At 67.0% G+C, this 25,963-nt stretch carries 23 protein-coding genes and 1 tRNA gene; 16 read left to right on the top strand and 8 right to left on the bottom strand.

Going from position 1 to position 25,963, the window contains the following annotated elements; genetic code table 11:
- Nucleotides 1-8 precede the first annotated feature (8 nt).
- Nucleotides 9-1,478 (bottom strand): glucose-6-phosphate dehydrogenase, encoded by a 1,470-nt coding sequence (gene zwf, locus DIE04_RS10445; RefSeq protein WP_124487777.1) that lies wholly within the window; start codon nucleotides 1,476-1,478, stop codon nucleotides 9-11.
- Nucleotides 1,479-1,909: 431 nt separating this feature from the next.
- Here zwf and DIE04_RS10440 point away from each other — a divergent pair, with 431 nt between their 5' ends.
- The 4 genes from DIE04_RS10440 (at nucleotide 1,910) to DIE04_RS10425 (ending at nucleotide 6,310) form a co-directional block, all read left to right on the top strand.
- Nucleotides 1,910-3,157 (top strand): ABC transporter substrate-binding protein, encoded by a 1,248-nt coding sequence (locus DIE04_RS10440; RefSeq protein WP_124521642.1) that lies wholly within the window; start codon nucleotides 1,910-1,912, stop codon nucleotides 3,155-3,157.
- Nucleotides 3,158-3,295: 138 nt separating this feature from the next.
- Nucleotides 3,296-4,234 (top strand): carbohydrate ABC transporter permease, encoded by a 939-nt coding sequence (locus tag DIE04_RS10435; protein ID WP_124487779.1) that lies wholly within the window; start codon nucleotides 3,296-3,298, stop codon nucleotides 4,232-4,234.
- Nucleotides 4,224-5,081, top strand: a complete 858-nt coding sequence (locus DIE04_RS10430) for a carbohydrate ABC transporter permease (RefSeq protein ID WP_044846210.1) — start codon at nucleotides 4,224-4,226, stop codon at nucleotides 5,079-5,081. The genes DIE04_RS10435 and DIE04_RS10430 overlap by 11 nt, the downstream gene beginning before the upstream one ends.
- 110 nt (nucleotides 5,082-5,191) lie before the next feature.
- Nucleotides 5,192-6,310: an ABC transporter ATP-binding protein gene (locus DIE04_RS10425; protein WP_124521644.1), complete on the top strand. Its 1,119-nt coding sequence runs from the start codon at nucleotides 5,192-5,194 to the stop codon at nucleotides 6,308-6,310.
- 88 nt (nucleotides 6,311-6,398) lie between these two features.
- Here the strand turns inward: DIE04_RS10425 and DIE04_RS10420 are convergent, their stop codons facing one another.
- From DIE04_RS10420 to trxB, 3 genes are all read right to left on the bottom strand, one after another.
- Nucleotides 6,399-7,022, bottom strand: a complete 624-nt coding sequence (locus tag DIE04_RS10420) for a trimeric intracellular cation channel family protein (RefSeq protein WP_044846208.1) — start codon at nucleotides 7,020-7,022, stop codon at nucleotides 6,399-6,401.
- Entirely contained in the window at nucleotides 7,009-7,788 is a 780-nt protein-coding gene (locus DIE04_RS10415; RefSeq protein ID WP_124521646.1) for a Smr/MutS family protein, read from the bottom strand. The genes DIE04_RS10420 and DIE04_RS10415 overlap by 14 nt, the downstream gene beginning before the upstream one ends.
- Before the next feature lie 136 nt (nucleotides 7,789-7,924).
- A complete protein-coding gene (gene trxB / locus DIE04_RS10410) occupies nucleotides 7,925-8,887 on the bottom strand; it encodes a thioredoxin-disulfide reductase (RefSeq protein WP_044846206.1) in 963 nt (320 codons plus the stop codon).
- A gap of 415 nt (nucleotides 8,888-9,302) precedes the next feature.
- Here trxB and DIE04_RS10405 point away from each other — a divergent pair, with 415 nt between their 5' ends.
- From DIE04_RS10405 to DIE04_RS10395, 3 genes are all read left to right on the top strand, one after another.
- A complete protein-coding gene (locus DIE04_RS10405) occupies nucleotides 9,303-11,612 on the top strand; it encodes a DNA translocase FtsK (RefSeq protein ID WP_124521647.1) in 2,310 nt (769 codons plus the stop codon).
- A gap of 46 nt (nucleotides 11,613-11,658) precedes the next feature.
- Entirely contained in the window at nucleotides 11,659-12,348 is a 690-nt protein-coding gene (gene lolA, locus DIE04_RS10400; protein WP_044846204.1) for an outer membrane lipoprotein chaperone LolA, read from the top strand.
- A 202-nt stretch (nucleotides 12,349-12,550) separates the two neighbouring features.
- Complete coding sequence (locus tag DIE04_RS10395) at nucleotides 12,551-13,861, top strand: replication-associated recombination protein A (RefSeq protein ID WP_044849211.1); 1,311 nt, start codon at nucleotides 12,551-12,553, stop codon at nucleotides 13,859-13,861.
- A 43-nt stretch (nucleotides 13,862-13,904) separates the two neighbouring features.
- On the opposite strand, the gene DIE04_RS10390 is transcribed toward DIE04_RS10395, so the two are convergent.
- Nucleotides 13,905-14,171 (bottom strand): DUF2164 domain-containing protein, encoded by a 267-nt coding sequence (locus DIE04_RS10390; RefSeq protein WP_124521649.1) that lies wholly within the window; start codon nucleotides 14,169-14,171, stop codon nucleotides 13,905-13,907.
- 251 nt (nucleotides 14,172-14,422) lie between these two features.
- Here DIE04_RS10390 and serS point away from each other — a divergent pair, with 251 nt between their 5' ends.
- From serS to DIE04_RS10375, 3 genes are all read left to right on the top strand, one after another.
- Complete coding sequence (gene serS / locus DIE04_RS10385) at nucleotides 14,423-15,724, top strand: serine--tRNA ligase (protein WP_044849213.1); 1,302 nt, start codon at nucleotides 14,423-14,425, stop codon at nucleotides 15,722-15,724.
- A 131-nt stretch (nucleotides 15,725-15,855) separates the two neighbouring features.
- Nucleotides 15,856-15,946, top strand: a tRNA-Ser gene (locus DIE04_RS10380).
- Nucleotides 15,947-16,238: 292 nt separating this feature from the next.
- Entirely contained in the window at nucleotides 16,239-17,774 is a 1,536-nt protein-coding gene (locus DIE04_RS10375; RefSeq protein ID WP_124521652.1) for a methyl-accepting chemotaxis protein, read from the top strand.
- Between the two features lie 57 nt (nucleotides 17,775-17,831).
- Here DIE04_RS10375 and DIE04_RS10370 read toward each other — a convergent pair whose 3' ends face one another.
- Nucleotides 17,832-18,992 (bottom strand): alkane 1-monooxygenase, encoded by a 1,161-nt coding sequence (locus DIE04_RS10370; protein ID WP_124521654.1) that lies wholly within the window; start codon nucleotides 18,990-18,992, stop codon nucleotides 17,832-17,834.
- 544 nt (nucleotides 18,993-19,536) lie between these two features.
- On the opposite strand from DIE04_RS10370, the gene DIE04_RS10365 reads away from it, so the two are divergent.
- The 5 genes from DIE04_RS10365 (at nucleotide 19,537) to DIE04_RS10345 (ending at nucleotide 22,813) form a co-directional block, all read left to right on the top strand.
- Nucleotides 19,537-20,190, top strand: coding sequence for a GNAT family N-acetyltransferase (locus DIE04_RS10365; protein ID WP_260426262.1), 654 nt, complete (start codon nucleotides 19,537-19,539; stop codon nucleotides 20,188-20,190).
- A 166-nt stretch (nucleotides 20,191-20,356) separates the two neighbouring features.
- Complete coding sequence (gene minC, locus DIE04_RS10360; RefSeq protein WP_124521656.1) at nucleotides 20,357-21,112, top strand: septum site-determining protein MinC; 756 nt, start codon at nucleotides 20,357-20,359, stop codon at nucleotides 21,110-21,112.
- Between the two features lie 59 nt (nucleotides 21,113-21,171).
- Entirely contained in the window at nucleotides 21,172-21,987 is an 816-nt protein-coding gene (gene minD / locus DIE04_RS10355; RefSeq protein WP_044849298.1) for a septum site-determining protein MinD, read from the top strand.
- Between the two features lie 12 nt (nucleotides 21,988-21,999).
- Nucleotides 22,000-22,254 carry a cell division topological specificity factor MinE gene (gene minE / locus DIE04_RS10350; RefSeq protein WP_006486661.1) on the top strand — a complete coding sequence of 85 codons (255 nt, stop codon included), beginning with the start codon at nucleotides 22,000-22,002 and terminating at the stop codon, nucleotides 22,252-22,254.
- A gap of 157 nt (nucleotides 22,255-22,411) precedes the next feature.
- The gene (locus DIE04_RS10345) at nucleotides 22,412-22,813 is read left to right on the top strand and encodes a YXWGXW repeat-containing protein (protein WP_124487787.1); all 402 of its coding nucleotides are present in this window, start codon (nucleotides 22,412-22,414) and stop codon (nucleotides 22,811-22,813) included.
- 116 nt (nucleotides 22,814-22,929) lie between these two features.
- Here DIE04_RS10345 and DIE04_RS10340 read toward each other — a convergent pair whose 3' ends face one another.
- Nucleotides 22,930-24,513: a chloride channel protein gene (locus tag DIE04_RS10340; protein WP_260426261.1), complete on the bottom strand. Its 1,584-nt coding sequence runs from the start codon at nucleotides 24,511-24,513 to the stop codon at nucleotides 22,930-22,932.
- Between the two features lie 180 nt (nucleotides 24,514-24,693).
- On the opposite strand from DIE04_RS10340, the gene waaC reads away from it, so the two are divergent.
- Nucleotides 24,694-25,692, top strand: coding sequence for a lipopolysaccharide heptosyltransferase I (gene waaC, locus DIE04_RS10335; RefSeq protein WP_124487788.1), 999 nt, complete (start codon nucleotides 24,694-24,696; stop codon nucleotides 25,690-25,692).
- On the opposite strand, the gene DIE04_RS10330 is transcribed toward waaC, so the two are convergent.
- A complete protein-coding gene (locus DIE04_RS10330; protein ID WP_124572986.1) occupies nucleotides 25,689-25,928 on the bottom strand; it encodes a hypothetical protein in 240 nt (79 codons plus the stop codon). The two genes, waaC and DIE04_RS10330, sit on opposite strands and share 4 nt — an antisense overlap.
- Nucleotides 25,929-25,963: the final 35 nt, after the last annotated feature.

Here is a 25,963-nt window from a genome sequence, read left to right as displayed (position 1 = left end):
GGTTTGCATCAGTTTTCTTCTTCGAGCCAGCAGGTGCCGTGCTGCGCGAGCATCGCGCTCGCCGCGGCCGGCCCCCACGTGCCTGCCGCGTACGGCTTCGGCGGTTTCAGCGAGCGTGCCCATTCGTTCAGGATCGGCTCGACCCAGCGCCACGCGGCTTCCTGCTCGTCGCGACGCACGAACAGCGCGAGGCGGCCGTTGATCACGTCGAGCAGCAGGCGCTGGTACGCCTCCATCTGCCCTTCCTTGAAGAACTGGTCGAACGCGAGGTCGAGGTGCACGCTCGCGAGGTTCATCCCTTCGCCGGGCTGCTTCGCGAGGCAGTACAGGCGAATCGTCTCGTTCGGCTGCAGCCGGATCACGAGGCGGTTCGAACCGGGGCGCAGCGCGGTCGGGCCCAGCGCCGAGTGCGGCACCGGCCGGAAGTTCACGACGATCTCCGCGACGCGGTCGGCCAGACGCTTGCCGGTGCGCAGGAAGAACGGCACGCCGGCCCAGCGCCAGTTCTCGATCTCGACCTTCAGCGCGACGAAGGTTTCGGTCGGGCTGTCGGGTTTCACGCCGGGCTCGGTGGCATAGGCCGGCACCTGTGCGCCCTTGATCACGCCCGCATGATACTGGCCGCGCACCGCGACCTTGCCGATGTCGCGCGGATCGATGGGCTTCAGCGCACGCAGCACGCGCAGCTTTTCGTCGCGCACCGCGTCGGAATCCATCGAGTGCGGCGGCTCCATCGCGACGATCGACAGCAGCTGCAGCAGGTGGTTCTGCACCATGTCGCGCAGTGCGCCCGTATTGTCGTAGAAATCGCCGCGCGCCTCGACGCCGAGCTCCTCGGCGATCGTGATCTGGATGCTCTCGACCCATTCGCGGCGCCACAGCGGCTCGAACAGCGCATTGCCGAAGCGCAGCGCGAGCAGGTTCTGTACCGGCTCCTTCCCGAGATAGTGGTCGATCCGGTAGATCTGGTCTTCCGCGAAGATCTCGCCGACCGCGTCGTTGATCGCGTTCGACGATTTCAGGTCGTAGCCGAGCGGCTTCTCGAGCACGATGCGCGCGCCCTCGTTCAGGCCGACCGACGCGAGCGCCTTGCAGATCGGCACGAACAGCGACGGCCCTGTGGCGAGATAGAACACGCGGATGCCGGACAGCTGCGCGACCGCGTCGCGCAGCACGACGTAGTCCTCCGCACGGCCGAGGTCGAGCTTCACGTATTCGATGCGCTCGAGGAAGGATTTCCACACGCTTTCGTCGAATGCCTTGCCGGCCGCCTTCGCCGCATGCGGCTTCACATGCGTGTCGACCCACTCGAGATAGCCGGCCCGATCCGATTCGTGCCGCGCGACGGCAACGATCCGGCCGCTTTCCGCAAGCATGTTGCCGCGGTGCGCTTCGAACAGCGCGGGCAGGATCTTGCGCATCGACAGGTCGCCGGTGCCGCCGAAAAGTACGAAGGTAAAGCTGGAATCGGTATGCATGTGTCTCCGCCGATTGGGGTGCTGGGAAGCGATCCGTAGTGCGATAAAAATATTTTTGACACTGAATTGTAGTTTAACTACAATCCGCCGCAAGGGGTAGCACCTGGGCGAAGAAAAAAAGAAGCGCGGTCGATGAACTGCGCGAGCTTCGCCTTCGGGAGCGCCTTGTGCCGAATGTTATCGGACATTGACGGTGCGCATCGTCCGCGCATCGTCGCCCCCGGGCTCGCGCCGCGGCATCGCGGCGGGCCAGAAACACAAAGAGGAGACACGCCGTTGAATCTCGATTCACGCTTTCTGTAAGAGCCCGGCCGGTCATCGGCCCCGTACGCTGCAATGCGTCCCGCGGCTCGATTTCCCCGTCGTTTATCAAGAAGCCGGTTCCCCGTCAGGGAACCTCACGAGTTGATTCAGTCTGGAGGAGATAAGTAATGAAAGTTCGCTCGATCATGGGCGCGCTCTGCGCCGCGGGTCTGATGGCTGGCGCCGTGGCGGCGCAGGCGGCCGAGAACGTAACCGTGCTGCACTGGTGGACCTCGGGCGGCGAGTCGAAGGCCGTCGGCGTGCTGAAGGACGACGTGCAGAAGCAGGGCTACGTGTGGAAGGACTTCGCGGTCGCGGGCGGCGCCGGCGCCGCGGCGATGACCGCGCTGAAGACCAAGGTGATCAGCGGCGACGCACCGTCGGCCGCGCAGATCAAGGGCCCGCTGATCCAGGACTGGGCCGACCAGGGCGTGCTCGTCAACATCGATTCCGCCGCCGGCGACTGGAAGCAGAACCTGCCGCCGGAAATCGACAAGATCATCAAGTACAAGGGCCACACCGTCGCCGCGCCGTTCTCGGTGCACCGCGTGAACTGGCTCTATATCAACAAGGCCGCGCTCGACAAGGTCGGCGCGAAGGTGCCGACCACCTGGCCCGAATTCTTCGCGGTGGCCGACAAGCTGAAGGCTGCCGGCATCCAGCCGGTCGCGATGGGCGGCCAGCCGTGGCAGGACCTGACGCTGTGGGAAGACGTCGTGCTGTCGCAGGGTCCGGCGTTCTACAAGAAGGCGCTCGTCGATCTCGACCAGGCCACGCTGACGTCGCCGCAGATGCTGTCGGTGTTCGACACGGTGCGCAAGATCCAGGGCTACTTCGACACGGGCCGCAACGGCCGCGACTGGAACCTCGCGACCGCGATGGTGATCAACGGCAAGGCCGGCATGCAGTTCATGGGCGACTGGGCGAAGGGCGAGTTCGAGAACGCCGGCAAGAAGGCGGGCAAGGACTACATCTGCGCGGCGGTGCCGGGTACGGCGAATTCGTACACGTTCAACGTCGACTCGTTCGTGTTCTTCCAGCAGAAGGGGCAGAAGGACGCGACGCCGGGCCAGGTCGCACTCGCGAAGACGATCATGACGCCGGACTTCCAGGAGCAGTTCAGCCTGCTGAAGGGCTCGGTGCCGGTGCGCCTCGGCGTGAAGATGGACAAGTTCGACGACTGCGCGAAGAAGTCGTATGCCGACGAGCAGACCGCGATCAAGTCGGGCGGCTTCGTGCCGTCGCTCGCGCACGGGATGGCGCAGGGCGATGCAACGGCCGGCGCGATCACCGACGTCGTGACGAAGTTCATGAACTCGCAGCAGGATTCGAAGAGCGCGGTCGCCGCGCTCGCGAAGGCCGCGAAGGTGAAGTAAAGCGCGACAGGCGCCCGGCCGGAAGCGCAGGATCGGCCGGGCGTTCCTGCATGTGCAGCAAACGGGCTCGCTCGCGGGCCCGTGTCGTACCCGGCGCCGGCCCGGCCTGCGTCACCCTCGTTCCAGGAGTCGAATCAAGTGGCTGCCCCTCTTAGCGGAAACGGATCCGGCGCTGCCGCCGCACGGCGCACGTCGCCGATGTCGGCCTTCGCCGATCGCTGGATTCCGAAGCTCGTGCTCGCGCCGAGCCTCGCGATCGCCGTGGTGTTCATCTACGGCTTCATCCTGATTACCGGCTATCTGTCGCTGACCAATTCGCGGCTGTTGCCGAACTACGAATTCGACGGCTTCGGCCGTTATTCGGATCTGTTCCAGAACGACGTGTGGTGGACATCCGCCGCGAACCTCGGCTGGTTCGGGATTCCGTTCATCGCGATCTGCGTCGCGCTCGGGCTGTTCCTCGCGATCCTGCTCGACCAGCGGATCCGCAACGAAGGCGCGCTGCGCGCGATCTTCCTGTATCCGATGGCGCTGTCGTTCATCGTCACGGGCACCGCATGGCAGTGGATCCTGAACCCGGGCCTCGGCCTGGAGAAGGTGATGCACGACTGGGGCTGGACGAGCTTCTCGTTCGGCTGGCTCGACGATCCGGACAAGGCGATCTTCTGTATCGTGATCGCCGCCGTGTGGCAGTCGACCGGCTTCGTGATGGCGCTGTTCCTCGCCGGGCTGCGCGGCGTCGATGCGGAGATCTTCAAGGCCGCGCAGGTCGACGGCGCGACGCTGCCGACCATCTACCGCAAGATCGTGATCCCGAGCATGCGCCCGGTGTTCTTCTCGGTGCTGCTGATCCTCTGCCACATCACGATCAAGACCTTCGACCTGGTCGTCGCGCTGACGGCGGGCGGCCCCGGCACGTCGTCGTCGCTGCCGGCCATGTTCATGTACACGTTTTCGTTCAACCGCGGCCAGCTCGGGCTCGGCGCGGCGTCGTCGGTGATGATGCTCGCGACCGTGGTCGCGGTGCTGGTGCCGCTGATGTATATGGAATCGAGGAGCACCCGCAATGCAGCCTAAAGTGACGATCAGCCGGGCAGTGATCTATGCGGCGCTGATCCTGTTCGCGCTGTATTTCCTGTTCCCGATCTACGTGATGCTGTCGACGTCCTTCAAGGACCTCGACCAGCTGCGTACCGGCAACCTGTTGACGCCGCCGACGCACTGGACCTTCGATCCGTGGGTGAAGGCGTGGAGCGGCGCGTGTACCGGCGTGCGCTGCGACGGCATGAAGCCGTTCTTCCTGAACTCGCTGCAGATGGTGATTCCGGCCGTGCTGATCTCGTCGCTGATCGGCGCGTTCAACGGCTACGTGCTCACGCACTGGCGCTTTCGCGGCGCGGATGCGCTGTTCACGATGATGCTGGTCGGCTGCTTCATCCCGTTCCAGGTGATCCTGCTGCCGATGGCGCGCCTGCAGGGGATGCTCGGCCTCGCCAACACGATTCCGGGCCTGGTGTTCGTGCACGTCGTGTACGGCATCGCGTTCACGACGATGTTCTTCCGCAACTTCTACGTGAGCGTGCCGGCCGAGCTCGTGAAGGCCGCGCGCATCGACGGCGCGGGTTTCTTCACGATCTTCACGAAGATCCTGCTGCCGGTGTCGCTGCCGATCTTCATGGTGTGCCTGATCTGGCAATTCACGCAGATCTGGAACGACTTCCTGTTCGGGATCGTGTTCTCCGGCGTCGACTCGATGCCGATCACGGTTGCGCTGAACAACCTCGTCAACACGTCGACGGGCGTGAAGGAATACAACGTCGACATGGCCGGCGCGATCATCGCCGCGCTGCCGACGCTGCTCGTCTACGTGGTCGCCGGCCGCTACTTCGTGCGCGGGCTGACGGCGGGCGCGGTGAAGGGGTAAGCGCGGCTTCATCCGATACGAGGAACCGGCCGCGCACGACGCGCGGCGCATCGAAACGAACCCGACGCGGCGCCGTGGCGCCGCGCGAGACGAGACAGAGGATTCACAGCATGGCAAGCCTTTCCATCCGTGACGTGTACAAGACCTACCCGAACGGGGTGCCGGTCCTGAAGGGTGTCGACATCGAGATCGAGGACGGACAGTTCCTGATCCTGGTCGGCGGCTCGGGCTGCGGGAAGTCGACGCTGCTCAACATGATCGCCGGTCTCGAGACCGTGACGAGCGGCGAGATCTGCATCGACGGCAAGGTCGTCAACGACCTGTCGCCGAAGGATCGCGACATCGCGATGGTGTTCCAGTCGTACGCGCTGTACCCGTCGATGACGGTGCGCGAGAACATCTCGTTCGGCCTGAACATCCGCAAGGTGCCGAAGAGCGAGCAGCAGCAGATCGTCGAGCGCGTGTCGGCGATGCTGCAGATCCAGCATCTGCTCGACCGCAAGCCGGGCCAGCTGTCGGGCGGCCAGCGCCAGCGCGTCGCGATGGGCCGCGCACTGGCGCGCGATCCGTCGCTGTTCCTGTTCGACGAGCCGCTGTCGAACCTCGACGCGAAGCTGCGCATCGAGATGCGCGCGGAAATCAAGCTGCTGCACCAGCGCCTCGGCACGACGATCGTCTACGTGACGCACGACCAGATCGAGGCGATGACGCTCGGCGACCGGATCGCGGTGATGAAGGACGGCGTGGTCCAGCAGTTCGGCGCGCCGCAGGAAATCTACGATTCGCCGTCGAACCTGTTCGTCGCGGGCTTCATCGGCGCGCCGCCGATGAACTTCATCAACGGCCGCCTGGTCGAGCAGGGCAGCGGGGTCGCGCTCGAGATCGATACGGGCCTCGCGCGCAGCGCGCTGAACCTGCCGTTCGACGCGAAGCGGATGAACGGCCACGTGGGCCGCGAGGTGATCCTCGGCCTGCGTCCGGAGCGCATCACCGACGCGCGCAATGCGCACCACGGCGAGGCGTCGAAGCTGCAGCCGATCGACGTGCGCGTCGACGTGACCGAGCCGACCGGGCCGGACACGCACGTGTTCGCGCAGGTCAACGGCAAGCGGATCGTGAGCCGCGTGCACCCGGCCGCGAACCCGCAGCCGGGGCAGACGCAGTCGCTGCTGTTCGACGTGTCGAAGGCGGTGCTGTTCGATCCGGCATCGGAAGAGCGGATCGCGTGAGGCCGCGGTTGCGCTGAATGAAGAAGGGGCCGTCTCGAAGGAGCGGCCCCTTTTGTTTCTGGCGGTGCGTCCGGTGTTGCGGCGGCGATCAGTGCGGCAACCGCACGTCGAACTTGAAGGTCGCGAGCCGCGCGACGAGGATGAAGCCGGTCGCGAGCAGCACGCTGTACACCGAGTCGAACTGCAGCCACGCGAGCAGCAGGTAGAACCAGCAGCCGACGAACGCGCAGGTCGCGTACGGCCGCGAATCGCGCAGGATCAGCGGGATGTCGTTGCACAGCACGTCGCGGATGATCCCGCCGACCACGCCCGTGATCACGCCCATCATCACCGCGATGAAGCGCGGCATCTCGGCATCGAGCGCGATCGCGGTGCCCGAGATGCTGAAGATGCCGAGCCCGATCGCGTCGGCCACCAGCAGCAGTCGCTCGGCCGACAGCCGCGACAGCATCCGCAACACGAACGGCGCGAACAGCGCGAGCACGAAGATCGCGATCACGTAGTCGTCGTGCACGACCCAGTAGAACGGCCGGCGTTCGAGCAGGATGTCGCGCAGCGTGCCGCCGCCGAATGCGGTGGCGAGCGCGACGACGAACGTGCCGACCGAGTCGAGACGGTTCTTGCGCGCCTCGATGAAGCCCGAGATCGCGAACGCCAGCGTCGCGATCGCCTCCAGTACCGCGATCGCGAGCGTCAGCCTAGGATGCGGCACGCGGCCCCCGATCGGCGGGCGCCGCGAGCGGCTGCAGCAGCACGAGCACCGCGCCCGCGCCGCCGTCGTGGCTGCGCGCCTCGCAGAACGCGATCACTTCTTCCTTCTGCACGAGCCACGCGCGCACCTTGCCTTTCAGCACGGGTTCCTTGCCGATCGAGCCGAGCCCCTTGCCATGGATCACGCGCAGGCAGCGCAGCCCCTTCTTGCCGGCTTCGCGGATGAATTCGGCGAGCGCATCGCGCGCCTCGTCGCGCCGCATCCCGTGCAGGTCGATCTGCGCCTGCACGATCCACGCGCCGCTCCTCAGCTTGCGCACGACGTCGCGACTGATGCCGGGGCGGTGGTAGTACAGCGATTCGTCGCTGTCGAGCAGCGTCTCGGGATCGAATTCGTCGGACAGCGTCGCGTTCAGCACGGCTTCCTCGTCGCGCTGCGTCTGCTTCGGCACCGGGTCGGGCAGCGTACGGCCGGATTTCGCGCGCGGCGGCGCGTTCAGCGGCTGGATCGCGCCGATTTCGTTGCGGAACAGGTTCGCGTCGGCTTCCGCCTTGCGTTCGGCCTTCGCGGTTTCGATGCGCTCGCGGTCGCGGCGATCGGCTTCGCCTTGCAGCGACTTGCGCAACGCGCCGAGGCCGGCCAGGCCCTGGCCGCGCAATGCGGCGGCGTCGGGCGCGGGCGGCGGCGCCGCGGGCGCCGGGTTTGCGGGACGGGCGGCGATCTTCCGCTTCGCGGGATCGCTCGGATGGGGCTGGTTCTTCGCCATGATTCGGTAACCGGGCAGGCGCGTTCGGGCGCGCGGGCACAAAAAAAGCCGCTGCGCGACGGCAGCGGCTTTCCGGTCAAGCCCGCTTCGCGGCAGCGGACGCCATTGTAGCGCCCGGCGCGCGAAGGCTCGACGCTTACTTCTTGTCGTGCAGGCTTTCGAGGTAGCGCTGCGCGTCGAGCGCGGCCATGCAGCCCGTGCCGGCGCTCGTGATCGCCTGGCGGTACACGTTGTCCTGTACGTCGCCGGCGGCGAACACGCCCGGCACGCTGGTCGACGTCGCGTTGCCCTGCAGGCCGCTCTTCGTCAGGATGTAACCGTCCTTCATCTCGAGCTGGCCCTGGAACAGGTCGGTATTCGGCTTGTGGCCGATCGCGACGAACACGCCCTGCACGGTGAGGTCCTGCTTCTCGCCGGTCTTCACGTTCTTGATGCGCAGGCCCGTGACGCCCGAATCCTCGCCCGTCACTTCGTCGAGCACGTGATCCCACTTGATGTCGACGACGCCTTCCTTTTCCTTCTCCAGCAGGCGGTCGATCAGGATCGGCTCGGCGCGGAACTTGTCGCGGCGGTGGATCACCGTGACCTTCTTCGCGATGCCCGTCAGGTAGAGCGCTTCCTCGACCGCCGTGTTGCCGCCGCCGATCACCGCGACTTCCTGGTTGCGGTAGAAGAAGCCGTCGCAGGTCGCGCAGGCCGACACGCCCTTGCCCATGAACAATTCTTCGGACGGCAGGCCGAGATACTGTGCGGATGCGCCGGTCGCGATGATCAGCGAGTCGCACGTGTATTCACCCGAATCGCCGATCAGCCGGATCGGCTTTTCGTGCAGTTTCGCGGTGTGGATGTGGTCGAAGACGATTTCGGTGTTGAAACGCTCGGCGTGCTCGAGGAAGCGCGCCATCAGTTCCGGGCCTTGCACACCCTTCGCGTCCGCCGGCCAGTTTTCGACGTCGGTCGTGGTCATCAGCTGGCCGCCCTGCGCGATGCCGGTGATCAGCACCGGGGACAGGTTGGCGCGAGCCGCGTAGACGGCAGCCGTGTAGCCGGCGGGGCCGGAACCGAGAATCAGGACTTTGGCGTGTTTGGGCGTGGACATGTGCGAATCCGTAAAGGGCGGCCGCGGCGGGCGGGGTAAGGCTCGCCGGACGGTCTGGGTTGACCGGGATGCCGTCGTAGATGGGTATCAGACGCGCATTATAAAGGCCCCGTTGCTGCGCTGCCGAACGAGAGTTTCAATCGTGGCGATAGCGTTCGTCGGCGGATCGCCAGCAGTGGCGGGGCAGGTTGGGCGGGTCGGGTTGGGGGCGGGCGGCTGCGGCCCGTGGCGGCGCATTGCCGCGGCCGGGCGTCACGGGCCGACCGGCGGCCGGATCGCGTGCGCGGGTATCGGCTTCGGCCGCCCCGACCCTCTTATGTAACCGTCATTTACACTTGGCGCCCCGGTGCAGCGTTTACAATAAGCGCGATCGAACGACAGGCGGGCGCGCGGCCCGTCCTCTTTATACGGATTCATGGCAAAAGCTCCTTATTCCGCCCAGGCACAGGCGTTGCCGCACCGGATGTCGAAGCTCCTCACGGAGATCCGCTGGATTCTCCAGGTCGCGCTCTGCGCTTTTCTGGTGATGGCCCTGTTGAGCTACAGCCGGCGCGATCCGAGCTGGACGCACGCCGCGCAGGTCGACCACATCTCGAACTGGGCCGGCCGCGTCGGCGCGTGGACGGCCGACATCATCCTGCTGCTGTTCGGCCTGTCGGCCTACTGGCTGATCGTGCCGCTCGGGCGGCGCATCGCGGTCAACTACCGGCGCATCACGCGCCACGAGGCGGTCGCCGACGAACCCGAGCGGCCGATCGGCTGGCTCACCGAGATCCTGGCGTTCGTGCTCGTCGTGCTCGCGTGCGACGGCATCGAGGCGCTGCGCATGTGGTCGCTGAAGGTGCAGCTGCCGCGCGCACCGGGCGGCGTGATCGGCGAGGCCGTGGCGGGTGCGATGTCGCACGCGTTCGGCTTCACCGGCGGCACGCTGCTGCTGCTGATCCTGCTCGCGATCGGCCTGTCGCTGTATTTCCGCTTCTCGTGGCTGTCGGTCGCCGAGCGCGTGGGCGGGGCGATCCTGTCCGCCGTCAACGTCGCTAAGCTGCGCCGCGAGGCCGAGCGCGACCGCAAGCTCGGCGAGGCCGCGGCCGTGCGCCGCGAAGGCAAGGTCGAAGAGGAGCGTGTGCGCATCGAGGATCACGAACCCGTGACGATCGTGCCGCCGGTCGTCACGCCGGCGAAGTCCGAGCGCGTCGAGCGCGAGCGCCAGGTGCCGCTCTTCACCGACCTGCCGGGCGATTCGACGCTGCCGCCGGTGTCGCTGCTCGATCCCGCGCCGAAGACGCAGGAAGCGATTTCCGCCGATACGCTCGAATTCACGTCGCGCCTGATCGAGAAGAAGCTGAAGGACTTCGGTGTCGAGGCGAGCGTCGTCGCTGCGTATCCGGGCCCGGTCGTCACGCGCTACGAGATCGAGCCGGCCACCGGCGTGAAGGGCAGCCAGATCGTCAACCTCGCGAAGGATCTCGCGCGTTCGCTGTCGCTCGTGTCGATCCGCGTGGTCGAGACGATCCCCGGCAAGAACTACATGGCGCTCGAGCTGCCGAACCAGCGCCGCCAGACGGTCCACCTGTCCGAGATCATCGGCTCGGAAGTCTATGCGGCCGCGTCGTCGGCGCTGACGCTGAGCCTCGGCAAGGACATCGGCGGCAAGCCGGTCTGCGCGGACCTCGCGAAGATGCCGCACCTGCTGGTCGCCGGCACGACCGGTTCGGGCAAGTCGGTCGGGATCAACGCGATGATCCTGTCGCTGCTGTACAAGGCCACTGCCGAGCAGGTGCGCCTGATCCTGATCGATCCGAAGATGCTCGAAATGAGCGTCTACGAAGGCATTCCGCACCTGCTGTGCCCGGTCGTCACCGACATGCGCCAGGCCGGCCATGCGCTGAACTGGACGGTCGCGGAGATGGAGCGCCGCTACAAGCTGATGAGCAAGCTCGGCGTGCGCAACCTGGCGGGCTACAACAACAAGATCGACGAAGCGGCGAAGCGCGAGGAAAAGATTCCGAATCCGTTCAGCCTGACGCCGGACGATCCTGAACCGCTCGGCCGCCTGCCGAACATCGTCGTCGTGATCGACGAGCTGGCCGACCTGATGATGGTCGTCGGCAAGAAGGTCGAGGAACTGATCGCGCGGATCGCGCAGAAGGCGCGCGCGGCCGGCATCCACCTGATCCTCGCGACGCAGCGTCCGTCCGTCGACGTGATTACCGGCCTGATCAAGGCGAACGTGCCGACGCGGATCGCGTTCCAGGTGTCGTCGAAGATCGACTCGCGCACGATTCTCGACCAGATGGGCGCCGAATCCCTGCTCGGGATGGGCGACATGCTTTACCTGCCGCCGGGCACCGGGCTGCCGGTGCGCGTGCACGGCGCATTCGTCGCCGACGACGAAGTGCATCGCGTCGTCGAGAAGCTCAAGGAGCAGGGCGAGCCGAACTACGTCGAAGGGCTGCTCGAAGGCGGCACGGCCGACGGCGACGAGGGCTCGGCCGGCACGGGAACCGGCGAAGGCGGCGAGGAGTCTGATCCGCTGTACGACCAGGCGGTCGAGATCGTCATCAAGAACCGCCGCGCGTCGATTTCGCTCGTGCAGCGCCATCTGCGGATCGGCTACAACCGCGCGGCGCGGCTGCTCGAACAGATGGAACAGTCGGGGCTCGTGTCGGCGATGTCGTCGAGCGGCAACCGCGAAATTCTTGTGCCGGCGCGCGACGCGGAATGAGTCCGCGGCGCCCGCAGCGCCGGCCACCCAGGGAGAAAACCGCAATATGCAGCAACATTCGTTCGCAGTGTCCCTTCGTTCGACGCGGCGCTGGCTCGGCGCGGCGCTCGCCGGCGCATCGCTGATGCTCGCGGCGACGCACGCGTTCGCGGGCGGCACCGAGCAGCTGAAGGCCTTCGTGTCGCAGGTGCGCTCGGCGAAAGGCGATTTCACGCAGCAGATCGTCAAGGCGCCGGCGAAGGGCGCGAGCGCCGTGCAGGCCGCGCCGAAGCCGAACGACAACTCGAGCGGCACGTTCGTGTTCTCGCGTCCGGGCAAGTTCATCTGGACGTACCAGAAGCCGTACCAGCAGGTGCTGCAGGCCGACGGCGACAAGCTCTACGTGTACGACCGCGACCTGAACCAGGTCACCGAACGCAAGCTGAACGGCGCGCTGGGCGCGAGCCCGGCCGCGATCCTGTTCGGCAGCAACGATCTCGACAAGAACTACACGCTGCGCGATGCCGGCGAGAAGGGTGGCATCGAGTGGCTCGAGATGCTGCCGAAGGCGCAGGACACGCAATTCCAGCGGATCGGCATCGGCTTCCGCAACGGCACGCTCGCCGCGATGGAATTGCACGACGTGTTCGGCAACGTCACGCTGCTCACGTTCACGAACATCCAGACGAACCCGCCGCTGAAGAGCGATACGTTCAAGTTCGTCGTGCCGAAGGGCGCGGACGTGATCAACGGCTGATCGGCACCACGCCGTTTTCCCGACACGGGCCTGCCGGCGACGGCAGGCCCGTGTTGTTTTTTGGGGCGCGGGCATCGGGCGCGGGCATCGGGCGTCGGGATCGGGCGCAAGCACCAGGCGCGGCGGTGCAGTCGCGCGGCTGTCATAATGTCGGGTCCGGCGGCCCGTTCGGCCGCCATCGTTTGATCTGGAGCGAGGGTTCATGTCCGACCTGTTTCAAGTCGAGCCGCGCCGGCCGCTCGCCGAGGCGCTGCGGCCGAAGACGCTCGCCGAGGTGATCGGCCAGACGCATCTGCTGGGCGAAGGCAAGCCGCTGCGGCTCGCGTTCGAATCCGGCAAGCCGCATTCGATGATCCTGTGGGGGCCGCCCGGCGTCGGCAAGACGACGCTCGCGCGCCTCACCGCGCTCGCGTTCGACTGCGAGTTCATCGCGCTGTCCGCGGTGCTCGGCGGCGTGAAGGACATCCGCGAGTCGATGGAGCAGGCGAAGGACACGCTGAATCGCACCGGCCGCCACACGATCCTGTTCGTCGACGAAATCCACCGCTTCAACAAGGGGCAGCAGGATGCGCTGCTGCCGTTCGTCGAGTCGGGGCTCGTGACCTTCATCGGCGCGACGACCGAGAACCCGAGCTTCGAAGTCAACTCGGCGCTGCTGTCGCGGGCGCAGGTGTACGTGCTGCAGTCGCTGAACGACGACGAGATGCGTCAGCTGCTCAAGCGCGCGCAGGAAATCGCGCTCGACGGGCTCGCGTTCGACGACAAGGCGATCGATACGCTCATCGGTTATGCGGACGGCGACGCGCGGCGCTTCCTGAACCTGCTCGAGCAGGCGCAGACGGCCGCAGCCTCGGCCAAGGTCACGACCATCGATGCCGAGTTCGTCAGCAGCGCGATGACGCTGAACGCGCGGCGCTTCGACAAGGGCGGCGACAACTTCTACGACCAGATCTCGGCGCTGCACAAGTCGGTGCGCGGTTCGAGCCCGGACGGTGCGCTGTACTGGTTCTGCCGGATGATCGACGGCGGCGCGGATCCGAAATATCTCGCGCGGCGCATCGTGCGGATGGCGTGGGAAGACATCGGCCTCGCCGATCCGCGCGCACTGCAGGTGGCGAACGACGCGGCCGAGACCTACGAGCGGCTCGGCTCGCCCGAAGGCGAGCTGGCGCTCGGGCAGGCGGTGATCTATCTCGCGTGCGCGGCGAAGAGCAATGCGGGCTACAACGCGTTCAACCAGGCGATGGCGTTCGTGAAGCAGGACAAGTCGCGCGAGGTGCCCGTGCATCTGCGCAATGCGCCGACCAAGCTGATGAAGGAACTCGGCTACGGCCATGCGTATCGCTACGCACACGACGAGCCGAATGCCTATGCGGCCGGCGAGTCGTATCTTCCGGAAGGGATGCGCGAGCCGCGTTGGTACAAGCCGGTGCCGCGCGGGCTCGAATCGAAGATCGCCGACAAGCTCGCGTGGCTGCGCGAGCTCGACCGCGAGGCCGGCAAGAAGGACTGACCGGCTGCGCGCGGCCCGACGGCCGGCGCTGCCGGGGGGCGTGTCAGCGCCGGCGGCCCGGCTGCTTCTTCCAGTACTCGAACGGCTCCTCGTGGCAGTCGATGTCGAGCTCGGCGACCCGTGCGTGCAGGCGCGCCTGCGCATCGGCGATCGCGAGGTTGTAGATTGCCGGCGCGATTTCCTCGACGAAGAAATGCAGCAGCGCACCGGCCTGGATGTTGCCGATCGGCTCGTCCATGTTTTCTGTGAAATACCGTTGCAGCGACGCGATCGCGCGGTCGCGAACATCCTTGTCCAGTTCGATGGCCATCGGGTTCCCTCGGGTGATGGTGATGCGAAGACGGGTGCGTTGCCCGCCGCGTTGCGCCCGGCCGGGGCGGCTGTCGCGCGCTGCGCCGCGGCGTCGCGCAACGCGCTTCGCCGGCTGCGGGCGCGCAGGCCGGCAATGCGATACTGCCACGCCCGTCGCGCGTTTGCGGCACTGTCCATCCGGCCAATGCCGTGGCGGCCCCGCGGTGCGTTAGAATTCCCGTCTTACACAACGATTTTCCAAGTCCTCCCATGCTCGACATCCAGTTGCTGCGCAAAGACCTCGACGGCGTCGCGAAGCGCCTCGCCGATCGCGGCTACACCCTCGACGTCGCCGCGTTCTCCGCCCTCGAAGCGGAACGCCGTGCGATCCAGACCCGTACCGAAGAGCTTCAGGCGCGCCGCAACAGCCTGTCGAAGCAGATCGGCGCGATGAAGGGGAAGGGCGAGGACACGTCGGCCGTCATGGCCGAAGTCGGCGGGATCGGCGACGAAATGAAGGCGTCGGAGGCCAAGCTCGGCGAGATCCAGACGCGCCTGTCCGACCTGATGCTGGGCATGCCGAACATCGCGCACGAAAGCGTGCCGGTCGGCAAGGACGAAGCCGACAACGTCGAAGTGCGCCGCTGGGGCACGCCGCGCCAGTTCGACTTCGAGGTGAAGGATCACGTCGACGTCGGCACGCCGCTCGGCCTCGATTTCGAAACCGGCGCGAAGCTCGCCGGCGCACGCTTCACGATGCTGCGCGGCTCGATCGCACGCCTGCACCGCGCGCTCGCGCAGTTCATGATCGACACGCACACGCTGCAGCACGGCTACAGCGAGACGTACACGCCGTACATCGTGAATCCCGAGATCCTGTACGGCACGGGCCAGCTGCCGAAGTTCGCGGACGACATGTTCCGCGTCGAGAAGGGCGGCGCCGAAAACACGATCACGCAGTACCTGATCTCCACGTCCGAGATTTCGCTGACGAACACCGTGCGCGAGTCGATCGTCGAAGGCTCCGCGCTGCCGATCAAGCTGACCGCGCATTCGCCGTGCTTCCGCTCCGAAGCCGGCTCGTATGGCCGCGACACGCGCGGGATGATCCGCCAGCACCAGTTCGACAAGGTCGAGATGGTGCAGGTCGTCGCGCCGGACGCGTCGTATGCGGCACTCGACGAGATGGTCGGCCACGCGGAGGCGATCCTGCAGAAGCTCGGCCTGCCGTACCGCGTGATCACGCTGTGCACGGGCGACATGGGCTTCTCGGCCGCGAAGACGTTCGACCTCGAAGTGTGGCTGCCCGCGCAGAACACCTATCGCGAGATCTCGAGCTGCTCGAACACCGAAGCGTTCCAGGCGCGCCGGATGCAGGCGCGTTTCCGCAACGCGCAGGGCAAGCCGGAACTCGTGCATACGCTGAACGGCTCCGGCCTCGCGGTCGGCCGCACGCTCGTCGCAGTGCTGGAGAACTACCAGAATGCCGACGGTTCGGTCACGGTGCCCGAGGCGCTGCGTCCGTACATGGGCGGCATGGAGCGAATCGAAGCGCCGGCGCAGGCGTCGTGAGATCGCTGCGCGATCGGTCTTCGACGGGCTCGCAAAAAAATTTGCAAAAAACGCTTGTGAGTTACGAAGAGATCGTTCTATAATCTTTTCTTTCCCGGACACGACCAACCGGGAAATGAAGCAGCAAGGAAGGAGAGGTGGCAGAGTGGTCGAATGTACCTGACTCGAAATCAGGCGTACGGTTTCCCCGTACCGTGGGTTCGAATCCCACCCTCTCCGCCAAAATACGAAGCCCCGTGATCCGGAAGGATCACGGGGTTTTTCGTTTTGGTCGCCCGGTGGCGAGCGTGGATGCGATGTGCGGTACGCGCGCGCGTACCGATCGGCCGGCACCCGCTTGGGCGTTGTTGCCTCGGTTCCCGCCGCCCACGGATCGCCACGGGCTTCGTGCTCGACCCGCACGGTTCCCGCCGCCGCTTGCCCGCTTCAGCCTTGACCTCGCGCGCCGTTAACAGAGCGGTCGGCGGCTCGCGCTTTTTTGCGCGGTCGCCGTTCTCCGACGATCCAAGGTCCCATGAAGCTGAGCTACAAGATTCCCCTCGCATTCGCCATTGCGCTGCTGCTGATGTTCTGCGGCGCGCTGTACGGCATCCGCATTCTCAATCGCTCGATCGACACGTTCGCGAACGACGTGCAGACGCACGTTGCCGACGAGCGGCTCGTATCGGCCACGCTCGTGCAGTTCAAGCTGCAGGTGCAGGAATGGAAGGACACGCTGCTGCGCGGCAAGCAGCCCGACAAGCTCGACAAGTACTGGCAGGCATTCCAGACGCGCGAGCGCACGGTAGACACGCTCGCCGCGCAGCTCGTCGGCGAGCTGCCGCCCGGCGAGAGCCGGACGCTCGTCGAGCAGTTCATGCGCGCGCATGCGGCGATGGGCGACGGCTACCGGCGAGGGTTCGACGCGTTCAAGGCCGCGGGCTTCGAGCCGACGGCCGGGGACGCGGCCGTGGCGGGCGTCGACCGGGCGCCCGCCGCGCTGCTCGAGCGCGCGGCGAAGGCGATCGCCGACGAGAGTGCTGCCGTATCGTCGCAAGCGAGCCGCGATGCGCGCCACGCGACCGCGGCGAGCGTCGTGCTCATGCTGATCGTGCTCGGCATCGCGATGATCGGTGCGTTCCTGTTCAGCCGCGCGATCCTGCGGCCGCTCGATCGCGCCGTGGCCTGTGCACAGGCGGTGGCCGGCGGCGACCTGACGCGCGACGTCGACGCGGCCGGCCGCGACGAGATCGCCGATCTGCTGCGCGCATTGAAGACGATGCAGGCGAGCCTGTCGGGTGTCGTGCTCGAGGTGCGTACGCATGCCGAAGCCGTCGCGACCGCGAGCGCGCAGATCGCGGCGGGCAATCACGACCTGTCGTCGCGCACCGAGGCGCAGGCTGCTTCGCTCGAGGAAACCGCGGCCAGCATGACCGAACTGACGGGCATCGTGCGCCAGTCGGCCGAACACGCGCAGCATGCGGCGCAGCTCGCACGCGACGCATCGGACATCGCGTCCGCGGGCGGTGGCGTGATGACGGACGCGGTCGGCACGATGAGCGGGATTGCCGCCAGCGCGGCGAAGGTCGGCGAGATCATCGCGGTCATCGACGGCATCGCATTCCAGACCAACATCCTCGCGCTGAACGCGGCCGTCGAGGCGGCGCGCGCGGGCGAGCAGGGGCGCGGCTTTGCGGTCGTCGCGTCGGAGGTGCGCACGCTCGCGCAGCGCAGCGCGGCCGCCGCGAAGGAGATCAAGGCGCTGATCGAGCAATCGACGCGGCGGGTCGACGAGGGCGCCGTGCTGATCGCGCGCGCGGGCGAATCGATCCACGAGATCGTCGGCGCGGTGCAGCGGGTCACGTCGATCGTCGGCGAGATCTCGTCCGCTTCGCAGGAGCAAAGCGGCGGCATCCAGCAGGTGAACGTCGCGGTCACGCAGATGGATGAAGCGACGCAGCGCAATGCGGCGCTGGTCGAACAGGCGTCGGCGGCGACGCAGGCGCTGGCCGAGCAGGCGAGCGCGCTGCGGCACGCGGTCGCCGTGTTCAGGCTGCCGCAGGCCGCGTGACGATATTGCCGACCGCGACCGCGACCGCGACCGCGACCGCGACCGCGCCGTCCTGCGTCACCCCGCGGCCGAATACTGCGCGAGCACGCGAGCGCGGATCGATGGCTTGATGTTCGATTGCGCCATGTTGCCGCCATAGTGCGCGACGACACGCGGATTCATCACGCGATACCAGAGCGGCGGCACATAGGCGAACAGGATCATCGTCGCGTAGCCGGCCGGCAGTTGCGGCGAGTCGTCGAAGTGTCGCAGCGCCTGGTACGAGCGCGTCGGGTTCGCGTGATGGTCGGCGTGCCGCTGCAACTGGTACAGGAACAGGTTGGTGACGACGTGATTGCTGTTCCACGAATGCTGCGGCGTGCAGCGCTCGTAGCGGCCGCTCGGCAGCTTGAGGCGGCCGAGCCCGTAGTGCTCGACGTAGTTGACGACTTCGAGCAGCGACGCGCCGTACACGGCCTGGATCACGAGGAACGGGATCACGATCTTGCCGGCCATCGCGAGCGCGATGCCCCACACGACGACGGTCATCGCCCACGCGTGCAGCACCTCGTTGCGCCAGGTCCACGGCGAATGCCCGAGCCGCTCGAGGCGTGCCTTCTCGAGGCGCCACGCCGAGCGGATGCTGCCCGTCACCGTGCGCGGCAGGAAGGCCCAGAACGATTCGCCGTAGCGCGCGCTCGCCGGATCCTCGGCCGTCGCGACGCGCACGTGATGGCCGCGGTTGTGCTCGACGAAGAAGTGCCCGTACGCCACCGGCGCGAGCGTGACTTTCGCGAGCCAGCGCTCGAAGCGGCTGGTCTTGTGCCCGAGTTCGTGCGCGGTGTTGATCGAGATGCCCGTTGCGGCGCCGAGCGACAGCGCGAAGCCGACGTAGTCGTACCACGCGAGCGCATGCGTGCCGACGATCCGCACGCACATGAAGAACGCGATGTATTCGACCAGCGTCGCGAGATAGACGATGTAGCGGTAGTAGCGCTCGCGTTCGAGATGCGGGACGACGGCTTCGGGCGGATTGTCGCGATCGTCGCCGATCAGCGTGTCCAGGACCGGGATCACGCCGAACGCGAACAGCGGGCCGAACCACCAGAACACGTGGAGGCCCGTCGACAGCGCGAGCTGGGCCGAGAGGATCGGCAGCGTGATCGTCACCGCGCCGAGCAGCCACAGATAACGTTTGCCATCCGACCAGCCCGAGGCCGATGCGTCGGTCATTGCCATTGTCTCCCTCCTTTTCGGGGCCGGCTCCCGCGTGTGCGGGTGCGGCGGCCGAGTGACGCGCTTGTCGTCGTTCGAATCGTCGTGGGTCCGCGGCACGGCGCGCGGCACCGGATCGGTGGTCCGGTTGTGCCAGTTATACGACCGTCGCGCGCGCTTTCCAAACCCCGCCGCTAGGCGGGCGACTCCAAACGGCGGCCCGTGCAGGACGCGGGCCGGGAGGGGCCTGCGCCACGGTGATTGAAACAGGCCGGAGCGGGCCCGATCCGCTCGCGCAGCCGGTATTCTCGTCGGATGAATACGGCAGACCACACGCGCGAGTATGCGGCGGCGGGGTCCGCAACGAATGTTGCAATGCAATAAATGCGACGCGACATCGCGTGGCGGCGCGGCTTTTTGGGATACATATATTACGGATCATTACGGCGCCGCTGCGGGGTAACGTCGGACCTTGACCACATGAATGCCAAGCATGACAAGGCGAGCGGGGCGACGCGTCCGACTTCGCCGTTCGGACTGCCACGCGTCGCGGCCCGTCGACGCGTCGATGCTGCACCCGCACACCCGCGCGTGCGCGACGCGTGCTGCCTTTCGATCCGCGCTGTCATTTGAAAATTACGATTTGACTCATGCCCCGCTTTCGGTTGAAGCTAGTAACTTGCTGTCCGAAGGGGGCTGTGCCTGCATGAGTTCGACCTTGACCGTTCGTCGTATCGCTGCCGATCAGGGCGGCGTGTATCGCGAACTCCGCGCCGCATCGCTGCGTGAGCCCTACGCGCCCGGTGAAGCGCCGGAGGCCGAATTGCTGAACGTCGATTCCGACGCGGCGGCGGCCATCGCCGCGCTGCGTGCCGCGTCCGACGAGTCGACGACTTTCCTGCTGTACACCGAAGGCCATCCGGCCGGCATGATCGGCGCGTATTTCGACACGACGCCCGAGCGGCGCGCATTCGTCAGCGAGCTGTGGGTCGCGCACGCGGTCCGCCACCTGCGCGGCGGCGTGCTGTTGCTCGAAACGGCTACCGCGTGGCTGGCCGAACGCGGGGCGCGGGACGTCTACGCATGGATCGCCGATGCGAACCGCAACGCGATCCGTTTCTACGAACGGGCGGGCTTCGGCAACACGGGCGAGCATGCGCCGATCGCGCGGATGCCCGGCGCGATGAAGTCGTTGTTCGTGTCGCACTTCAACACACCCTGACGCATGAATGCGCGGGCCGCACGGCGTGATGAAGGCCCGGCCGCCCGCCCGACTGCCCGCCTGCCGGTTGCGCGCTCGCCGCGACCGTCGCCCCCTGGCTCCCCAAAAATAATGGCCGCACGCGTGGACGCCTGTAAAATACGCAAAAATTTTTTGCAGAGTGTCCATGTCGCTTAAAAAATCGCCATTCTTCGAGCTGCGCAGCGGATCGGTCGATACGTTGCTGTTCACCGTGAAGACGACCGATCTCGATGCGTTGCGTACCGAACTGGTCAAGCGCTTCGAAGCGACTCCCGAGTTTTTCGCCGATGATGTCGTCGCGATCGACGTCCGCCGCCTCGCGGACGGCGAACGCGTCGCGCTCGCCGACATCCGCCAGATGCTGAACGACGTGCGGATGCGCCCGGTGGGCGTCGTCGCGCTGGCGACGCAGGGCTGGGCGGGGGAAGCCGGCCTGCCGTTGCTCGAGGCGCGCGATCGCCGCGTGTCGGCCGCGAAGCCGGCCGACGAAGCGGAGGCGGCGCCGGCCGCTGCCGCGGCAGCCGAACCGGCGCCGGAACCTGAGCCGACGCCGGTTGCGGCGGGCGGCCAGACGCTGGTGATCGACCGGCCGCTGCGTTCGGGGCAGCAGATTTACGCGAAAGGAGACCTCGTGGTGCTGGCGCCGGTCAGTCACGGTGCCGAGATCATCGCGGAAGGCAACATCCACATCTACGCGCCGTTGCGCGGCCGCGCACTCGCGGGCGTGCACGGCAATCACGACGCGCGCATTTTCTGCACGTGTCTCGAGCCGGAACTGATTTCGATCGCGGGTATCTATCGAACGACCGAGAACCCGTTGCCCGCCGACATACTGGGCAAATCGGTGCAGATCCGGCTCGAAGAGGAAAAACTGATGATCGAACCGCTGCGCCTGACGTGATTCACGCGGCACGCTCCGGGTCGATCGGCTCTCATTGACGAACACAGGGTATTGGGTAAATGGCAAAAATCATCGTGGTGACTTCGGGCAAGGGCGGCGTGGGCAAGACGACGACCAGCGCGAGCTTCGCGTCCGGCCTCGCGCTGCGCGGCCACAAGACGGCCGTGATCGACTTCGACGTCGGCCTGCGCAACCTCGATCTCATCATGGGCTGCGAGCGTCGCGTGGTGTATGACCTCGTCAACGTGATCCAGGGCGAAGCGAACCTGAACCAGGCGCTGATCAAGGACAAGAAGTGCGAGAACCTGTTCATCCTGCCGGCATCGCAGACGCGCGACAAGGATGCGCTCACGCGTGACGGTGTCGAGAAGGTGCTGAACGACCTGGTCGCGATGGACTTCGAATACATCGTCTGCGACTCGCCGGCCGGTATCGAGGCGGGCGCGCTGCACGCGATGTACTTCGCGGACGAAGCGCTGATCGTCACGAACCCGGAAGTGTCGTCGGTGCGCGACTCGGACCGCATTCTCGGCATCCTGTCGTCGAAGACGAAGCGCGCGGCCGAAGGCAAGGATCCGATCAAGGAACACCTGCTGATCACGCGCTACAGCCCGAAGCGCGTGAGCGAAGGCGAAATGCTGTCGCTCGAGGACATCAGCGAGATCCTGCGCATCAAGCTGATCGGCGTGGTGCCGGAATCGGAAGCCGTGCTGCACGCCTCGAACCAGGGCCTGCCGGCCGTGCACATCGACGGCACCGACGTTGCGGAAGCGTACAAGGACGTCGTCGCGCGCTTCCTCGGCGAGGACAAGCCGCTGCGCTTCACCGATTATCAGAAGCCGGGCCTGCTGCAGCGCCTCTTCGGCAGCAAGTAACGGAGGCCGCCCATGTCCATCCTTTCGTTTCTCCTCGGCGAGAAGAAGAAGTCCGCATCGGTCGCGAAGGAGCGCCTGCAGCTCATCATCGCGCACGAGCGGGTCGGCGGCCGGCCGCCGGCCGATTACCTGCCGGCGCTGCAGAAGGAGCTGGTCGCGGTCATCTCGAAGTACGTCCATATTTCGAACGATGACATCCGCGTGAGCCTCGAGCGCCAGGACGATCTCGAAGTCCTCGAAGTGAAGATCGAGATTCCGCAAGCCTGACCGCTGTCTGTCCCCCCGCACGGTGGCGCCTGCCGCCGTGCGCGTCTTACGCCCTGTTGCACTTTCGGTCGCGCCGTAACACGGCGTCTGTCGGCCGTTGGTCGATCTCCCGCATTGAACGAATACGCTCGCGTCATTTGTCAATCAGGAGGTTGTGATGGCTGTCTCTACCGTTCAACGCCGTATCGTTTCGCTCGTACTGTTCGCCGCGGGCCTGTCAGCCGTCGCCGCGCCGCTCGCCGCACGCGCCGACGAAATCCTCGTCGGTACGCCCGTGATGGTGCAGTCGGGCCGGATGGTCGTCGCCGAACCGGTGGCCGCGCCCGCCGAGGAAATCGTCGTCGTCGCGCCGAACGCGCCGCCGCCGGTGCGCTACGAGGTCGTGCCCGACGCACGCGTCGGCTATGTGTGGGAGCGCGGTCACTGGCACTGGGATCATGGCCGCTACGTCTGGATCGGCGGTCGCTGGGAAACCGAGCGTATCGGCATGCACTGGGTGCCGGGCCACTGGGATCAGCGCGGCCCGAACTGGTTCTGGACGCGCGGCCACTGGGCCTGACGGAGGCGCGCGATGAAAAGAACCGCCCTTGCCATTGCGCTCGTCGCGATCACGCTCGCCGGCTGTATCGTCGTGCCGGCGCGGCCCGTCTACTATCGGCCCGCGCCGGTGGTGATCTACTGAGGGGTACGCGGGCCCGTCTGCGCCGGGCCGCTCGTGCCGGAAGGAGTCGTGCCGGAAGCGGTCGTGCCGGAAGCGGACGGTCCGTCGTCGTGCGACGTCGCGGGCGTGTGCGTGGCGGCGTTGCCGGCCGCCGGGGCCTCCGGCTCGCCACCGTCCCGTTCGCGCAGCGTGTCGAGCGGATCGGCGGGCGCGGTGGCCGCGTCCTGCGGCTCGACGACGCCGGCCGCAACCGCCGGCGCCGCGGCGGGTTCAGCGGCGGCCGCGGGCGGCGCGAGATAGCGCTGCGCGAGTGTTTCGTAGAGCGGCGGCGCGAAGAAGCGCGCCATCCGGCTCGACACCAGCGCGGTCGCCATCAGCGAAATCACGAGCGCGTGACCGTTGATCATCTCCATCACGATCACGAACGACGTGATCGGCGACTGCGTGACCGCCGCGAGGTAGCCGACCATCGCGAGCGCGATCAGCATCGGCAGGCTCATGTCGCCGAACACGAGGTGCAGCAGGTTGCCGAACCCGGCGCCGATCGACAGCGACGGCGCGAAGATCCCGCCCGGAATGCCCGGCAGGTACGACGCGACCATCGACACCATCTTCAGGAACGGATAGAGCACCGACAGCCGTTCATGGCCGTCGAGCAGGCCGCGCGCCTCGGCATAGCCGCTGCCGAACGTCGTCCCGCCCGACACGAGGCCGACGACGGCGATCACGAAACCGCACAGCGCCGCGAACGCGATCGGGCGCTCGCGATACAGGCCGAGCAGGCGCGCGGGCAGCCAGCGCCCGGTATTGAGCAGCAGCCAGCTGAAGAGGCCGCCCGCGACGCCGGTCACGAGCGCGGTGACGAGCACGGCGACGGCGAGCATCTTCGGGAAATGCTGGCCGGCGTCGATCGTGCCGAAGTACGTGTAGTTGCCGTTCAGGCCCAGCGCGACGACACCGGCGAGGATGATCGCGGTGATCAGCACGCCGCTTGCGCGGGCGGAGAAGCTGCGGGTCAGCTCCTCGATCGCGAACACGATCCCGGCGAGCGGCGTATTGAACGCGGCCGACAGGCCGGCCGCCGCGCCGGCGAGTACGAGCTGTCGTTCGATCTGCGCGTTCGAGCGCGGGTAGAAGCGCCGCAGGTTGAACATCAGCGACGCGCCGACCTGCACGGTGGGGCCTTCGCGTCCGATCGTGAAGCCGCCGAGGATGCCCATGAACGAGATCAGGACCTTGCCGAACAGGATGCGCAGGGTCAGCAGCCGCGCGCCGAACGCGCCCGGGCTCGCATGCAGCGTCGCAATGACCTGCGGGATCCCGCTGCCCTCGGCGCCGCGGAAGAAGCGGCGCGTGAGCCATGCCGACGCGGCGGCGATCGACGGCGTCAGCAGCAGCGGCAGCCACGCGGCGTGGTCGCGCATCGTGCGGAACGTGTCGTAGCCCCAGTCGATCAGCCGCGCGTACAGCACGGCCGCGAGGCCCACGGCGATCGCGCCGAGCCAGAACACGCCGTACTGGCGCCAGATCCGCAGCGAGCGGCGGGTGAGGGCGGGAAACAACCCGGAAAGCAGGGCAGGAAGGGCGGGGCGTTGCATCGGCGGAAGCCGGGAGGGCAAAGAGCGCATTATAAAAAGAACCTGATGCAGCCGGGGCTCGACAAATCCTCACAAAAGCGTCGCACTTTGTTGCAAATGTAATGTCGGCGTAATGTATCAACGCGGCAACCGTCGTTAGCATCACCAAATGGCCGGCCCACCCCATTCATCATAAGAAAAGTGAAACGCATCCTCATCGTGAAAGTGACGTCGCTCGGCGACGTCGTCCAGACGCTGCCTGTCGTCGCGGACCTCCACCGTGCCTTTCCGGGCGTAACGGTCGACTGGGCCGTCGACGAATCATGCGCCGAGGTCGTGCGCTGGCATCCGGGTGTGAGCAAGGTGCTTTGCGCGCCGTTGCGGCGGTTCAAGAAGCTCCGGAACGGCGGCGACCTGAAGGCGATCTCGGCGTCGATCGGCGCGCTGCGCGCGCACCGCTACGATGCGGTCATCGACCTGCACGGCGTCTACAAGAGCGCGATCATCTCGGCACTCGCGCGTGCCGCGCGCCGCGTCGGCTATCAGACGCAGGATCTCGGCGAGGCGGGTGCCCGCTTCGCCTACTCGCATCGCTTCGGCCCGCGGCCGGACTGCGACGCGTGGCACGGGATGCGCGTGAGCGCCGGCGAGGCGCTGGGCTATGTCCCCGAGGGCAGCGCCGCTTACGGGATCGTCCCGCCGCAGGATGCGAACCTGCCGCCCGCCGTGACCGACGGCGCGCCGTTCATGCTGCTGTTTCACGCCACGTCCAATCCGGACAAGCAATGGCCCGCCGACCACTGGGCCGCGCTGGCTACGCAGATGATGGCGCGCGGCGTGCGCGTGCTCGTGCCGTGGGGATCGGCAGCCGAACACGACGCTGCGCAGGACATTGCCGCGCGTGCGTCGGGCGCGATCGTGCTGCCGGCGATGTCGGTGCGCGAACTGGGTGCGGCCATCGGTCGGGCCGCGCTCGTGGTGGGAGTCGATACCGGGTTCGTGCATATGGCGCACGCGCTGCAGCGGCCGACCGTGATGATTTTCGTCGCGACGTCGCGTCACCATTGCGGCATCGGCGGCGCGCCGAACGCGCTGTCGATCGGCGAACCGGGCGCGCCGCCGTCGGTTGCGCAGGCACTCGATGCGATCGATGCGGTCGGGCCGGCCTATGGCGCGCTGCGTGACCGGCTGACGGCCTAGGGCCAGCGCGAGCCCGCTATCGGCATGAACCGGCCCGGGGGAAGCGGGCCGCGCGTTCTGGCGAGCAGCGCTGCGACCGTCATCACCGCGGCGACGGCGGCCAGGTTGGCGAGAAGCGTCTCGAACAGGACGCCGCGCCAGGTTTTCGGCCGGAAGCGCGCCGCGAGCAGCAGGGCGCCACCCGGCGCGAGCGCCAGGATCAGGACGAGGTCGGCGTTGTCGAGGCGGAGGTCCATTGCGGCGGCTCCTTCAGCGGAGGGAGCCCGGGGTG

Origin of the sequence: Burkholderia sp. Bp8994 (assembly GCF_003853805.1) — a bacterium.
Lineage (GTDB): Bacteria > Pseudomonadota > Gammaproteobacteria > Burkholderiales > Burkholderiaceae > Burkholderia.
The sequence above is the reverse complement of the archived record's forward strand: the minus strand, read 5'-3'. Positions and strand labels throughout refer to the sequence as shown.

Coding starts and splice junctions, on each gene's coding strand:
- zwf (WP_124487777.1), bottom strand. CDS start 1,478: ATGCATACCGATTCCAGCTTTACCTTCGTACTTTTCGGCGGCACCGGC.
- DIE04_RS10440 (WP_124521642.1), top strand. CDS start 1,910: ATGAAAGTTCGCTCGATCATGGGCGCGCTCTGCGCCGCGGGTCTGATG.
- DIE04_RS10430 (WP_044846210.1), top strand. CDS start 4,224: ATGCAGCCTAAAGTGACGATCAGCCGGGCAGTGATCTATGCGGCGCTG.
- DIE04_RS10425 (WP_124521644.1), top strand. CDS start 5,192: ATGGCAAGCCTTTCCATCCGTGACGTGTACAAGACCTACCCGAACGGG.
- DIE04_RS10415 (WP_124521646.1), bottom strand. CDS start 7,788: ATGGCGAAGAACCAGCCCCATCCGAGCGATCCCGCGAAGCGGAAGATC.
- trxB (WP_044846206.1), bottom strand. CDS start 8,887: ATGTCCACGCCCAAACACGCCAAAGTCCTGATTCTCGGTTCCGGCCCC.
- DIE04_RS10405 (WP_124521647.1), top strand. CDS start 9,303: ATGGCAAAAGCTCCTTATTCCGCCCAGGCACAGGCGTTGCCGCACCGG.
- lolA (WP_044846204.1), top strand. CDS start 11,659: ATGCAGCAACATTCGTTCGCAGTGTCCCTTCGTTCGACGCGGCGCTGG.
- DIE04_RS10395 (WP_044849211.1), top strand. CDS start 12,551: ATGTCCGACCTGTTTCAAGTCGAGCCGCGCCGGCCGCTCGCCGAGGCG.
- DIE04_RS10390 (WP_124521649.1), bottom strand. CDS start 14,171: ATGGCCATCGAACTGGACAAGGATGTTCGCGACCGCGCGATCGCGTCG.
- serS (WP_044849213.1), top strand. CDS start 14,423: ATGCTCGACATCCAGTTGCTGCGCAAAGACCTCGACGGCGTCGCGAAG.
- DIE04_RS10375 (WP_124521652.1), top strand. CDS start 16,239: ATGAAGCTGAGCTACAAGATTCCCCTCGCATTCGCCATTGCGCTGCTG.
- DIE04_RS10370 (WP_124521654.1), bottom strand. CDS start 18,992: ATGGCAATGACCGACGCATCGGCCTCGGGCTGGTCGGATGGCAAACGT.
- DIE04_RS10365 (WP_260426262.1), top strand. CDS start 19,537: ATGCTGCACCCGCACACCCGCGCGTGCGCGACGCGTGCTGCCTTTCGA.
- minC (WP_124521656.1), top strand. CDS start 20,357: ATGTCGCTTAAAAAATCGCCATTCTTCGAGCTGCGCAGCGGATCGGTC.
- minD (WP_044849298.1), top strand. CDS start 21,172: ATGGCAAAAATCATCGTGGTGACTTCGGGCAAGGGCGGCGTGGGCAAG.
- minE (WP_006486661.1), top strand. CDS start 22,000: ATGTCCATCCTTTCGTTTCTCCTCGGCGAGAAGAAGAAGTCCGCATCG.
- DIE04_RS10345 (WP_124487787.1), top strand. CDS start 22,412: ATGGCTGTCTCTACCGTTCAACGCCGTATCGTTTCGCTCGTACTGTTC.
- DIE04_RS10340 (WP_260426261.1), bottom strand. CDS start 24,513: ATGCAACGCCCCGCCCTTCCTGCCCTGCTTTCCGGGTTGTTTCCCGCC.
- DIE04_RS10330 (WP_124572986.1), bottom strand. CDS start 25,928: ATGGACCTCCGCCTCGACAACGCCGACCTCGTCCTGATCCTGGCGCTC.